Here is a 12944-nt window from a genome sequence, read left to right as displayed (position 1 = left end):
GCACCGGATTCTGATTCCGGCATTCCGAGGTTCGAATCCTCGTACCCCAGCCAATTTCAAAAGACGCTCGCTTCAGAGGAGCGCTTGTTGAAGTCTCTCCAGGCTGTGATTAAGTCTGACTTCAGCACAAGATAGCCAAAATAAAATTGGGGTATCGCCAAGCGGTAAGGCACCGGATTCTGATTCCGGCATTCCGAGGTTCGAATCCTCGTACCCCAGCCAATAAATAGCAAAAAGCTCGCTTCGGCGAGCTTTTTGCGTTCTGGTATTTCGGCGATACCGGCGGAACTTCCCGACCCGGCCGCATCTACGGCAGCCGGGCCGCTCAACGTTACAACCCCAACGCGTATTTCAACGCCTGACGCTTCAGTCCGCCAGCGCGCTCGGCCGCCATCAGCCCAATATTTCTCAGTATCCGCACCGGTGGCAAATCGTTGCTAAATCCGGCGTAAAACAGATCCATCCCCGACTGCATAATAAAGTTGTCCGCCTGACGGCGCGTCTGGTAGCGCTTGAGCACCGGTAGGCTGGCCCACTCTTCGCCGTGGGCTTTTGCCCTGGCCAGGACATCCAGCAGCGCATCGACATCGCGATAGCCCAGATTGACCCCCTGCCCCGCCAGCGGATGAATGGTGTGCGCAGCATCGCCCACCAGCGCCAGCCCAGGTTTGACATACTGCAATGCATGGCGACGGGTCAACGGAAACGCGCCCGCGCTTAGCGGCGTCATCTCTCCCAGCCGCGCCGGGAAGTGGTGATTAATTTCCTGCTGTAGCTGAGCCATGCTCATGCCCTGCAGCTGGCGAATCCTCGCCGGCGTGTCGTACCACACCAGCGAAGCCCAATGATCGAACAGCGGTAAAAACGCCCGTGGCCCCGCAGGGGTAAACTGCTGCCAGGTACTATCGCGGGGATCCTCCGCGCACTGCACGCTGATCAACATACAGGATTGTTGGTACTGCCAGGCATGGATACCGATTCCTGCTAGCTGCCGCACCTGTGAACTGGCGCCGTCCGCGCCCACCAACAGCCGCGCATCAAGCTGGCTGCCATCGGTCAGCGTGACCGAAGCGTTCGTCTCTGCGCGACGCATCTCCTGAAGCGATGTGCCCACCCGCAGGGAGATGTTCTCGTGGGTCTCCAGCGCCTGCCATAGGGCACGCTGCAGGACGTTATTCTCTACCATATAGCCCAGTTCCGGCAGCTTCAGCTCCGCGGCGTTAAACACCACATGCGCGCTTTCCCACTCCCAGGTCTCGAGCTGGCGATAGGCATGGGCGCGCATGGACCGCACGCTATCCCAGACGCCCAGGCCTCTCAGCAGCCCTACCGATGAGGCGCCGATCGCCGAAATACGCACGTCAGGCGTGGAAGAAGCGTCAAAAGCCGGCGGCGCGTTTTTTTCAATGACCGTCACCGTAAAACCCTGCTGCGCCAGGCCTAGCGCCAGGGCGCCGCCGACCATCCCGCCGCCAACGATAACGACATCTGTTGCATGAATTGTCATGGCTATTATCCTTAAACCCGAATCTCCTCAGTTTACCGGATTTTTATTCGGCTTGCGGTGATTACGGTCGTACTGGTCAGGGCGCGGTCAAAGCATTACAATACGCGCCCTGCAATCCTGGCTTTATATCCGTCACCCTTCACATTGCAGAGCAACATCCGGTGAAGACGCTGACTTTGGGTATACCTAATTAAGCATGAGCAAGTCGATGACAAAAAAACTCCATATTAAAACCTGGGGCTGTCAGATGAACGAATACGATTCATCAAAGATGGCCGATCTGCTGGATGCCACCCACGGGTATCAACTCACCGAAGTGGCGGAAGAAGCGGATGTGCTGCTGCTCAATACCTGCTCAATCCGTGAGAAGGCTCAGGAAAAAGTTTTCCATCAGCTAGGACGCTGGAAGCTGTTAAAAGAGAAGAACCCCAACCTGATCATTGGCGTTGGCGGCTGCGTGGCTTCTCAGGAAGGCGATCATATTCGCCAGCGCGCCCACTATGTCGATATTATTTTTGGGCCGCAGACCCTGCACCGTCTGCCGGAAATGATCAACTCGGTACGAGGCAACCGCAGCCCGGTCGTCGATATCAGCTTCCCGGAAATCGAAAAGTTCGACCGCCTGCCGGAACCGCGCGCCGAAGGCCCAAGCGCCTTTGTTTCCATCATGGAAGGCTGCAATAAGTACTGCACCTACTGCGTGGTGCCTTACACCCGCGGTGAGGAAGTGAGCCGCCCAAGCGACGATATCCTGTTTGAAATCGCCCAGCTTGCGGCTCAGGGCGTACGTGAAGTCAACCTGCTCGGGCAGAACGTGAACGCCTGGCGCGGGGAAAACTACGACGGCACCACCGGTAGCTTTGCCGATCTCCTGCGTCTGGTTGCGGCGATCGACGGTATCGACCGGATCCGCTTTACCACCAGTCACCCCATCGAGTTCACCGACGATATCATCGAGGTTTACCGCGATACGCCGGAGCTGGTCAGCTTCCTGCACCTGCCGGTACAGAGCGGTTCCGACCGCGTGCTGAACCTGATGGGCAGAACCCATACGGCGCTGGAATATAAAGCGATTATCCGTAAACTGCGCGCGGCGCGTCCGGATATTCAGATCAGCTCCGACTTCATCGTTGGCTTCCCTGGCGAAACCACCCAGGATTTCGAGCAGACCATGAAGCTGATTGCCGATGTGAATTTCGACATGAGCTACAGCTTCATCTTCTCCGCGCGTCCGGGAACGCCGGCGGCCGATATGGTCGACGATGTACAGGAAGAGGATAAGAAGCAGCGTCTGTATATTCTGCAGGAGCGCATCAACCAGCAGGCGATGGCCTGGAGCCGCCGTATGCTCGGCACCGTGCAGCGCATTCTGGTGGAAGGTACCTCACGCAAGAGCATCATGGAGCTGTCTGGCCGCACCGAGAATAACCGCGTGGTGAACTTCGAAGGCTCGCCTGAGATGATCGGTAAGTTTGTTGATGTCGAGATCACCGACGTCTGGACAAACTCCCTGCGCGGTAAAGTGGTGCGCACAGAGGACGAAATGGGTCTGCGTATCGCGGAAACCCCGGAGTCGGTGATTGCCCGTACCCGTAAAGAAAACGATTTGGGCGTCGGTATCTACCAGCCATAATCCGTTCAGGCCTGCCGCTCCGGCAGGCCTTGTATTTCCTCTCCTGAACCCAATATCTACAGCGATGCTTGCGCCATATTCCGATGACGTGAATAATTTCCTGACCGGCTACCCTCCGGCTATCAATGTATAAGAGGAACAGTTTGAATACAGACACTCGCGAAATCACCCTTGAGCCCGCGGACAACGCCCGTCTGCTGAGCCTGTGCGGCCCGTTTGATGACAACATTAAACAGCTGGAACGCCGTCTCGGCATCGAGATTAACCGTCGTGACAACCACTTTAAACTGACCGGCCGGCCGATTTGCGTCACCGCAGCGGCGGATATCCTGCGCAGTCTGTACGTTGATACCGCGCCGATGCGCGGCGAAATTCAGGATATTGAACCGGAACAAATTCATCTGGCGATCAAAGAAGCCCGCGTGCTGGAGCAGAGCGCCGAAAGCGTGCCGGATTACGGCAAGGCCGTGAATATCAAAACCAAGCGTGGCGTGATTAAGCCGCGTACGCCGAATCAGGCGCAGTACATCGCCAATATTCTTGACCATGATATTACCTTCGGCGTCGGCCCTGCCGGGACCGGGAAAACCTACCTGGCGGTCGCCGCAGCGGTAGACGCGCTGGAGCGCCAGGAGATCCGCCGTATTCTTCTGACCCGTCCGGCGGTTGAGGCCGGCGAAAAACTGGGCTTCCTGCCCGGCGATCTGAGCCAGAAAGTGGACCCGTACCTGCGGCCGCTGTACGACGCGCTGTTTGAGATGCTCGGCTTCGAGAAAGTTGAAAAGCTGATTGAGCGCAACGTGATTGAAGTCGCGCCGCTAGCCTATATGCGCGGCCGTACGCTGAACGATGCTTTCATCATTCTTGATGAAAGCCAGAACACCACCATCGAACAGATGAAAATGTTCCTGACTCGTATCGGCTTTAACTCTAAGGCGGTCATTACCGGCGACGTCACGCAGATTGACCTGCCGCGCAGCACCAAATCGGGCCTGCGCCACGCAATTGAAGTGCTGGCAGAAGTCGATGAGATTAGCTTCAACTTCTTCCATAGCGAAGACGTGGTGCGCCATCCGGTGGTTGCCCGTATCGTTAACGCCTATGAAGCCTGGGAAGAAGCAGACCAGAAACGTAAAGCAGAGCTGGCCGCCGAGCGCAAACGCGAAGCCCAGGAACAGGAGCATAAATGAGTCAGGTCATTCTCGATTTACAGCTGGCTTGCGAAGATAACAGCGGAATGCCGGATGAAGCCCTGTTTCAGCGCTGGGTCGATAGCGTTATTCCGCAGTTCCAGGAGGAGTCGGAACTCACGATTCGGCTGGTTGATGAAGCGGAAAGCCACGAGCTGAACCTGACCTATCGTGGGAAAGATAAACCGACTAACGTGCTCTCTTTCCCCTTCGAAGCGCCACCCGGCATCGAAATGCCGCTGCTTGGCGATCTGGTCATCTGTCGTCAGGTGGTCGAGCAGGAAGCGCAAGAGCAAGGTAAACCGCTGGAGGCGCACTGGGCGCATATGGTCGTCCACGGTAGCCTGCATCTTTTGGGCTATGACCATATTATTGATGAAGAAGCGGAAGAGATGGAATCCCTCGAAACGGAGATAATGCTTGCTCTGGGCTATGAGGATCCGTACATTGCCGAGAAGGAATAACCTGTTGCCGGCTTTGCCGGCGACTGGCCGCTATGCCGGGCGCTGAGTATACGCGTGACGAGCGACTATTTAACCAACATGAGAACCCATACGACGCCATGAGCGACGACAATTCACACAGTAGCGACACAGTAAACAGCAAAAAGGGATTCTTCTCCCTGTTACTCAGCCAGCTTTTTCACGGGGAACCGAAAAACCGTGATGAACTGCTGGCGCTGATCCGTGATTCCGGGCAAAACGACCTTATCGACGAAGATACGCGCGATATGCTCGAAGGGGTAATGGATATCGCCGACCAGCGCGTCCGCGACATCATGATCCCCCGCTCGCAGATGATTACCCTGAAACGCAACCAGACGCTGGACGAGTGCCTCGATGTGATCATCGAATCCGCCCACTCGCGTTTCCCGGTGATCAGCGAAGACAAAGATCACATCGAAGGGATTCTGATGGCCAAAGATCTGCTGCCGTTTATGCGCAGCGATGCTGAAGCCTTCAGCATGGAAAAAGTGTTGCGCCCGGCGGTTGTCGTGCCCGAAAGCAAGCGGGTTGACCGCATGCTGAAGGAGTTCCGCTCCCAGCGTTATCATATGGCTATCGTTATCGATGAGTTTGGCGGCGTCTCGGGTCTGGTGACCATTGAAGATATCCTTGAGCTGATCGTCGGTGAGATAGAAGACGAATATGACGAAGAAGAAGATATCGATTTCCGTCAGCTGAGCCGCCATACGTGGACGGTACGCGCGCTGGCCTCAATCGAAGACTTCAACGAAGCCTTCAGCACCCACTTCAGCGATGAAGAGGTTGATACCATCGGTGGTCTGGTGATGCAGGCCTTTGGCCATCTGCCCGCCCGCGGCGAGTCTATCGACATTGATGGTTACCAATTCAAGGTCGCAATGGCCGACAGCCGACGTATTATTCAGGTACACGTAAAGCTTCCTGATGATGCCCCGCAGCCGAAGCTGGAAGACTAATCCAACGGGACGATTAACCTAAATGGTATTTGCCTCTCTCATTGAACGCCAGGGCGTACGCCTGCTGCTGGCGCTTTTATTCGGAGCCAGCGGAACGCTGGCTTTTTCACCTTATGACATCTGGCCGGCGGCGATTATTTCGTTAATCGGCCTGCAGGGCTTAACCCTCAACCGCCGTCCAGTGCAAAGCGCCGCGATCGGCTATTTCTGGGGCTTAGGGCTGTTCGGCTCCGGTATTAACTGGGTCTACGTGAGTATCGCGCAGTTCGGCGGTATGCCCGGGCCGGTCAACGTTTTCCTGGTCGTTCTGCTGGCCGCCTATCTCTCTCTGTACACCGGATTATTTGCCGGTATTCTTTCGCGCCTGTGGCCAAAAACCAGCTGGGTACGCGTTGCCATCGCCGCCCCGGTGATATGGCAGGTTACCGAGTTTCTGCGCGGCTGGGTGCTGACCGGCTTTCCGTGGTTACAGTTTGGCTACAGCCAGATCGACGGTCCGCTCAAAGGGCTGGCGCCCGTTATGGGCGTCGAGGCGATTAACTTCCTGCTGATGATCGTCAGCGGTTTGCTGATACTGGCTATCGTGCAGCGCAGCTGGAAGCCGCTGGTCGCTGCCGTCGTGCTGTTCGCCCTGCCCTTCCCGCTGCGCTATATTCAGTGGTATCAGCTGCTGCCGGAGCGCGCGACCACGGTTTCGCTGGTACAGGGAGATATCCCCCAGGCGATGAAATGGGACCAGGATCAGCTACTCAATACCCTGAAAACCTATCTGGATCTCACCCAGCCGCATATGGGCAAATCGCAGCTGATCGTCTGGCCGGAGTCGGCGATACCGGATCTGGAAATTAATCAGCAGCGCTTCCTCAGTATGATGGATGACCTGATGCGGTCGAAAAACAGCTCGCTGATTACCGGCATCGTCGACGCGCGCCTGAACGCACGTAATCGCTACGATACTTACAACACCATTATTACGCTGGGCAAAGATAACCCGTACAGCTACGACTCAAAGAATCGCTACAACAAGAACCATCTGGTGCCGTTTGGCGAGTTCGTGCCGCTGGAATCGATTCTGCGTCCGCTGGCGCCATTCTTTGATCTGCCAATGTCCTCTTTCAGCCGCGGTCCGTACGTACAGCCGCAGCTGGTGGCGCATAACATGCGACTGACGGCGGCTATCTGCTACGAGATCATCCTTGGCGAGCAGGTGCGGGATAACTTCCGCCCGGACACGGATTTTCTGCTAACCATCTCTAACGACGCGTGGTTCGGTAAATCTATCGGCCCGTGGCAGCATTTCCAGATGGCGCGTATGCGCGCGCTGGAGCTGGCCCGTCCGCTACTGCGTAGCACCAATAACGGCATTACCGCGGTCATCGGCCCGCGCGGTGAAATTCAGGCAATGATCCCGCAGTTCACCCGCGCCGTGTTAACCAGCAAAGTGACCCCAACGACAGGACTGACGCCGTACGCTCGTACGGGAAACTGGCCGCTGTGGGCGTTAACTATTCTGTTCGGTTTTGGCGCCCTGCTGATGAGTCTGCGCCAGCGCCGTCAATAATTCCTCCTTTCTCTTCTACCGCGGCGGCTTTCGTCGCCGCGATCATCTCTTCCTTTCGTTGCATATTGGCACGGCCATTGCTTAATAAATTCCCGTAGCAACGCGATCCTGAGGGGTACAACCCGGTTGCACCACCACAGATCATCAGGCAGCGCTATTTTGGTGCAATGGGGGATTTTTGCCTTTAAATGGTGCGGTGCGCCTCGCAAAAACCAACAATATAGCAGCAAAATCTTTACATTAAGCCAAACTAAATGCTAACAAACACATACAAATGCTGCACGCAAAGACGGCAGCCATAAAAAGCACACACATTCACAATGGGTATCAATAGCGTTTAACGACGCTGAGGATAAGGAGTCGGATATGCAATTACGTAAACTGGCCGCAGCGATGCTGGTCATGGGACTGACCGCCGGCGCGGCGCAGGCAGAAGACGCAGCAGCAACCACCGGCCAGAGCACTCTGGATAAAATTGCCAAAAACGGCGTCATCGTCGTTGGTCACCGTGAATCATCCGTTCCATTTTCTTACTATGACAACAAGCAGCAGGTCGTAGGCTACTCCCAGGACTACTCAAATGCGATCGTTGATGCCATCAAGAAAAAGCTGAACAAACCGGATCTGCAGGTGAAGCTGATCCCGGTTACGTCTCAAAACCGTATCCCGCTGCTGCAAAACGGTACCTATGATTTCGAATGCGGTTCCACCACCAACAACCTTGAACGTCAGAAACAGGCGGCCTTCTCCGACACCATTTTCGTTGTCGGTACCCGTCTGCTGGTGAAAAAAGGCGGCGCGATTAAGGACTTTCCGGACCTGAAGGATAAAGCCGTCGTCGTCACCTCCGGAACTACCTCCGAAATTCTGCTGCATAAGCTGAATGACGAGAAAAAAATGAACATGCGCATTATCAGTGCTAAAGATCACGGCGACTCTTTCCGTACCCTGGAAAGCGGACGCGCGGTGGCCTTTATGATGGATGACGCGCTGCTGGCGGGCGAACGGGCGAAGGCGAAGAAGCCGGATAATTGGGAGATCGTCGGCACGGCGCAATCTCAGGAAGCTTACGGCTGTATGCTGCGTAAAGACGATCCGCAGTTCAAAACGCTGGTTGATGAGACGGTAGCCCAGGCGCAGACCTCCGGTGAAGCCGAAAAATGGTTCGACAAGTGGTTTAAAAATCCTATTCCGCCAAAAAACCTGAATATGAATTTTGAACTCTCTGACGAAATGAAAGCGCTGTTCAAATCACCTAACGACAAAGCTCTTAACTAATTAAAAAAACAAGGGGCAGGAACTCCTGCCCTCCCGATTGTTGCTACGGCGCGGACAGACTATACGGCGGCTGGTCGTTCCCCAGCGGCCGCGAATACCGAAACAGGCTGAGCAACAATCTTCGAGGGTAGCGCTGCTACCCTTTTTTTTCCAGGAGTCATGTATGTCAATAGACTGGAACTGGGGGATATTCCTGCAACAGGCCCCGTTCGGCAATACTACCTATTTAGGCTGGCTATGGAGTGGTTTTCAGGTCACCGTTACGCTGTCGGTCACGGCCTGGATTATCGCCTTCTTCGTAGGCTCGCTATTCGGTATTCTCCGTACCGTCCCTAATCGTCTACTCTCGACTATCGGTACCTGTTACGTTGAGCTGTTCCGTAACGTTCCGCTTATCGTGCAGTTTTTCACCTGGTATCTGGTGGTGCCTGAACTGCTGCCGGAAAATATCGGCATGTGGTTTAAGTCCGAGCTGGACCCTAATATTCAGTTTTTCGTTTCTTCGATGCTGTGTCTGGGATTATTTACCGCCGCTCGCGTCTGTGAACAGGTTCGTTCCGGCATCCAGTCCCTGCCGCGCGGCCAGAAAAATGCCGGGCTGGCGATGGGGCTGACGCTTCCGCAAACCTATCGTTACGTGCTGCTGCCCAACGCCTACCGCGTTATCGTGCCGCCAATGACCTCTGAAATGATGAACCTGGTGAAAAACTCGGCCATCGCTTCCACCATTGGACTTGTCGATATGGCCGCGCAGGCGGGTAAGCTGCTGGACTACTCGGCCCATGCCTGGGAATCGTTTACCGCCATCACCCTCGCCTACGTCTTTATCAACGCCGTCATCATGCTGATCATGTACGTGGTCGAACGTAAGGTCCGCCTGCCGGGCAATATGGGGGGTAAATAATGTACGATTTTGACTGGAGTTCTATTATCCCTTCCATGCCATACCTGCTGGCTGGACTGGTCATCACGTTAAAAATCACCGTGACCGCGATTGTTATCGGGATTGTCTGGGGGACGATTCTGGCCGTGATGCGCCTGTCGAGTTTCCTGCCGCTGGCGTGGTTTGCCAAAACTTACGTTAACGTCTTCCGTTCTATTCCGCTGGTAATGGTACTGCTGTGGTTTTATCTGATTGTCCCGGGTTTCCTGCAGAACGTGCTTGGCCTGTCGCCGAAAACCGATATCCGGCTGATTTCGGCGATGATCGCCTTTTCCATGTTTGAAGCGGCTTACTACTCGGAAATCATTCGTGCCGGTATTCAGAGTATCTCCCGCGGCCAGTCCAGCGCTGCGCTGGCGCTGGGCATGACCCACTGGCAATCTATGAAGCTGGTGATCCTGCCGCAGGCGTTTCGCGCCATGGTACCGCTGCTGCTGACTCAGGGCATCGTCCTGTTCCAGGATACCTCACTGGTTTATGTCCTGAGCCTGGCCGACTTTTTCCGCACCGCCTCGACGATTGGCGAACGTGACGGAACCCAGGTGGAGATGGTGCTGTTCGCAGGCGCCGTATATTTTGTTATTAGCCTCAGCGCATCGCTGTTGGTCAGCTGGTTGAAGAAAAGGACTGTGTAATGATTACCCTGAAAAATGTTTCAAAATGGTATGGTCACTTTCAGGTGCTGACCGATTGCTCCACGGAAGTGAAAAAAGGCGAAGTGGTGGTGGTCTGTGGGCCTTCGGGTTCGGGTAAATCAACGCTGATTAAAACCGTCAACGGCCTGGAGCCCATCCAGCAAGGTCAAATCATCGTCGACGGCACCACCGTCAACGATAAAAAGACCAATCTCGCCAAACTGCGCTCGCGGGTCGGGATGGTATTCCAGCATTTCGAGCTGTTCCCGCACTTATCGATTATTGATAACCTCACCCTGGCGCAGGTTAAGGTGCTCAATCGCGATAAAGCAGCTTCTCGAGCAAAAGGGCTAAAGCTGCTGGAACGCGTGGGGCTTTCCGCCCATGCTGAAAAATTCCCCGCTCAGCTCTCGGGCGGCCAACAGCAGCGCGTGGCCATCGCTCGCGCGCTGTGCATGGACCCCATCGCCATGCTGTTTGATGAACCCACTTCCGCGCTTGACCCTGAGATGATTAATGAAGTGCTGGACGTCATGGTTGAACTGGCGAATGAAGGGATGACCATGATGGTGGTTACCCATGAAATGGGCTTTGCTCGTAAGGTCGCCAACCGGGTCATCTTTATGGATGAAGGTAAAATAGTCGAAGACGCCGATAAAGAAGCGTTTTTTGCTAACCCGCAATCAGAACGCGCCAAGGACTTCCTCGCCAAAATTCTGCACTAACTTCTGCGGCGCGCACGATATCACCGTGCGCGCCCACAGCTCTTCCCCTTTCAATCACTTCATCTCAAGGCGTCAGCTTCACAACGTGAAGTAAATATTTCACAAAGAATTCAGGGGCCGGTGAATGGATAAACCGCCACGGCATCGTTAGCATACAGCCTCTCGTAATAATCCCCCCGGAGTATGAATTATTTAAAAATAATATTTCAATCGACTTGCTATACGTCGCTGGCTATTTCCGACCGCGCATAGCTATTAATAATAATCTCACTCAATGAAACAAACGGATATTGCTTCATGTGGACTAATACCAACAGCCTGGCCATTATTTTGTGTTTAAATCTGCTCACCTGTTTTACTGCCCGCGCGGGTATTGAGGCCGCAACGGTAAACCAGGTTGAACAGGATAAAGCCCGTGAAAGCGCATTAATGCCCCATCAGCAGCAATACCAATCCTCTCGTAGCCATGTAAAAACGCAAACTTTAATATTTCCCGAAGAAGCGACCTGCAGATATATCACGCAAGTTGATATTGCCTCCGAGGACAAAGCTAAAACCACCGCCCTCCTCGGAAAGATCGCCTCCCAGGCGATTGGCCATTGTTTAGGTGTGGAAGGAATTCGTCTGCTGACGACCGCTTTGCAAAATGAGCTGATAACGCAAGGGTATATCACTTCCCTGATCGATGTTCCTTCCCAGTCATTAGAAGGCGGCATTCTGAAGATAACGCTTGTTTATGGCAAAACGGGGCATATTGCTTTTGCGCCGAATAGCGCCACGACGAACCTGTGGACCTCGATGCCCACGCATACCGGTAAGATCCTGCGCCTTAGCGATCTTGAACAAGGGATGGCTAACCTGCAACGCCAGCCTGGCGCCAGCGCCCATATGAAACTGCGGCCGGGGGAACATATCGGCGAGAGCGATATTGAAATCGCCCGCGTAACGGATAAACAGTGGCAGGTTGGCGCCTGGCTTGATGATGCCGGTAGCCGCGCCAGCGGGCGCTATCAGGGCGGCGGCGCGCTGTACCTGTACGATTTATCCTCACTGAACGATATTCTGTCCATCTCGGCAGGCGGCGACGTTGAATTCAACCAGCACAACGACGGCAACCATAACGGCAACCTTTACTACTCCGTACCTTTTGGTTACTGGTCATTGAGCATGTACGGCTCCTACAGCCAGTACCGCCAGCTGTTTAAAGGAAGATGGTCAAGCATCGACTATAAAAGTAAAAACCGTTATTACAGCGCGACCCTTAGCCGCCTGCTTTCACACACCCGACAGCAAAAAACGACCGCCGATCTGCGCATAGCGAAAAGCAGTTCACACTACTTTTTAGGCGGCGATGAGCTTTACGTCATGCGCAAACAGAATCCGGTCTGGGAATTAACCCTGCGCCACCAGCGCTATTTTAACAATAAAATTGTCGACGCCAGCGTGGGTATTCAGCGCAGCCTGCCGTGGCTCAGGTCCGTGCCTACGCCAGAGGAAAAAGCCGGTTTATACAGCCGCCATTCGCGCGTCGTGCATGCCGATATTCAGGCATTAATGCAGTTTGCCGCAACCGGCGATAAATTTAGCTGGATGCCGCGTTTCCATGCCCAGTTCAGCCCGGATATATTATCTTCGGACAACCAGTTTAATATCGGCAATCGCTGGACGATTCGCGGTTTTGACGGCGAAAATACGCTATCGGCCAATCAGGGCTGGTACTGGCGTAACGACTTTAGCTGGAATATACCTACTGCCGACCGGCAGTTATATCTTGGCCTCGATTTCGGCAGAATCATCGGCAACGAGCGCGCGCAGCAAGGGAAAAGCCTTTCTGGCGCAGTCGGCGGGATCCGTGGAGAAATAGCATCAACGCAATATGACTTTTTTATCGGCACGCCTATCAGTAAACCTGATGACTTTCATAGCGATGCCATGAATATGGGCTTTTCATTACAGTGGAGGTATTAGTTTTCATCCGCGCATTACTGCTATTTACTGATTCATCTTTTTATATTTAAAGGAATAAATTAC

General features: G+C 54.4%; 11 protein-coding genes and 1 tRNA gene. 11 read left to right on the top strand and 1 reads right to left on the bottom strand.

Features of this window, described 5'->3' with window-relative positions; all coding sequences use genetic code 11:
- The first annotated feature begins 147 nt into the window (after nucleotides 1–147).
- A tRNA-Gln gene (locus tag ABLV75_RS00985) sits at nucleotides 148–222 on the top strand.
- Nucleotides 223–331: 109 nt separating this feature from the next.
- Here the strand turns inward: ABLV75_RS00985 and ubiF are convergent.
- A complete protein-coding gene (gene ubiF / locus ABLV75_RS00980) occupies nucleotides 332–1507 on the bottom strand; it encodes a 3-demethoxyubiquinol 3-hydroxylase (RefSeq protein WP_348854867.1) in 1176 nt (391 codons plus the stop codon).
- A gap of 208 nt (nucleotides 1508–1715) precedes the next feature.
- Here ubiF and miaB point away from each other — a divergent pair, with 208 nt between their 5' ends.
- The 10 genes from miaB to ABLV75_RS00930 all read left to right on the top strand — a co-directional run bounded on the left by miaB (nucleotide 1716) and on the right by ABLV75_RS00930 (nucleotide 12881).
- The gene (gene miaB / locus ABLV75_RS00975) at nucleotides 1716–3140 is read left to right on the top strand and encodes a tRNA (N6-isopentenyl adenosine(37)-C2)-methylthiotransferase MiaB (RefSeq protein ID WP_004100208.1); all 1425 of its coding nucleotides are present in this window, start codon (nucleotides 1716–1718) and stop codon (nucleotides 3138–3140) included.
- Nucleotides 3141–3283: 143 nt separating this feature from the next.
- Nucleotides 3284–4330: a PhoH family protein gene (locus ABLV75_RS00970; protein ID WP_004100205.1), complete on the top strand. Its 1047-nt coding sequence runs from the start codon at nucleotides 3284–3286 to the stop codon at nucleotides 4328–4330.
- The gene (ybeY, locus tag ABLV75_RS00965; protein ID WP_004100202.1) at nucleotides 4327–4794 is read left to right on the top strand and encodes an rRNA maturation RNase YbeY; all 468 of its coding nucleotides are present in this window, start codon (nucleotides 4327–4329) and stop codon (nucleotides 4792–4794) included. The genes ABLV75_RS00970 and ybeY overlap by 4 nt, the downstream gene beginning before the upstream one ends.
- A 98-nt stretch (nucleotides 4795–4892) precedes the next feature.
- A complete protein-coding gene (gene corC, locus ABLV75_RS00960; RefSeq protein WP_017146349.1) occupies nucleotides 4893–5771 on the top strand; it encodes a CNNM family magnesium/cobalt transport protein CorC in 879 nt (292 codons plus the stop codon).
- Nucleotides 5772–5793: 22 nt separating this feature from the next.
- Nucleotides 5794–7332, top strand: a complete 1539-nt coding sequence (gene lnt, locus ABLV75_RS00955; protein ID WP_004100198.1) for an apolipoprotein N-acyltransferase — start codon at nucleotides 5794–5796, stop codon at nucleotides 7330–7332.
- Nucleotides 7333–7698: 366 nt separating this feature from the next.
- Entirely contained in the window at nucleotides 7699–8610 is a 912-nt protein-coding gene (locus ABLV75_RS00950; protein WP_004100196.1) for an amino acid ABC transporter substrate-binding protein, read from the top strand.
- A 163-nt stretch (nucleotides 8611–8773) separates the two neighbouring features.
- The gene (locus tag ABLV75_RS00945) at nucleotides 8774–9514 is read left to right on the top strand and encodes an amino acid ABC transporter permease (protein ID WP_004100194.1); all 741 of its coding nucleotides are present in this window, start codon (nucleotides 8774–8776) and stop codon (nucleotides 9512–9514) included.
- Nucleotides 9514–10188, top strand: a complete 675-nt coding sequence (gltK, locus tag ABLV75_RS00940; protein ID WP_004100190.1) for a glutamate/aspartate ABC transporter permease GltK — start codon at nucleotides 9514–9516, stop codon at nucleotides 10186–10188. The genes ABLV75_RS00945 and gltK overlap by 1 nt, the downstream gene beginning before the upstream one ends.
- Complete coding sequence (locus ABLV75_RS00935; RefSeq protein ID WP_004100186.1) at nucleotides 10188–10913, top strand: amino acid ABC transporter ATP-binding protein; 726 nt, start codon at nucleotides 10188–10190, stop codon at nucleotides 10911–10913. Before gltK ends, ABLV75_RS00935 begins: the two co-directional genes overlap by 1 nt.
- Nucleotides 10914–11210: 297 nt before the next feature.
- On the top strand, nucleotides 11211–12881 hold the full coding sequence (locus tag ABLV75_RS00930; RefSeq protein WP_004100184.1) for a ShlB/FhaC/HecB family hemolysin secretion/activation protein: 1671 nt from the start codon (nucleotides 11211–11213) through the stop codon (nucleotides 12879–12881).
- Nucleotides 12882–12944 lie beyond the last annotated feature (63 nt).

It is taken from the genome of Klebsiella sp. CN_Kp066 (genome assembly GCF_040065135.1).
In the GTDB taxonomy this organism is placed as follows: Bacteria; Pseudomonadota; Gammaproteobacteria; order Enterobacterales; family Enterobacteriaceae; genus Klebsiella; species Klebsiella oxytoca.
Note: the sequence above shows the minus strand (reverse complement) of the source record. Positions and strands in the feature narration are given on the sequence as shown.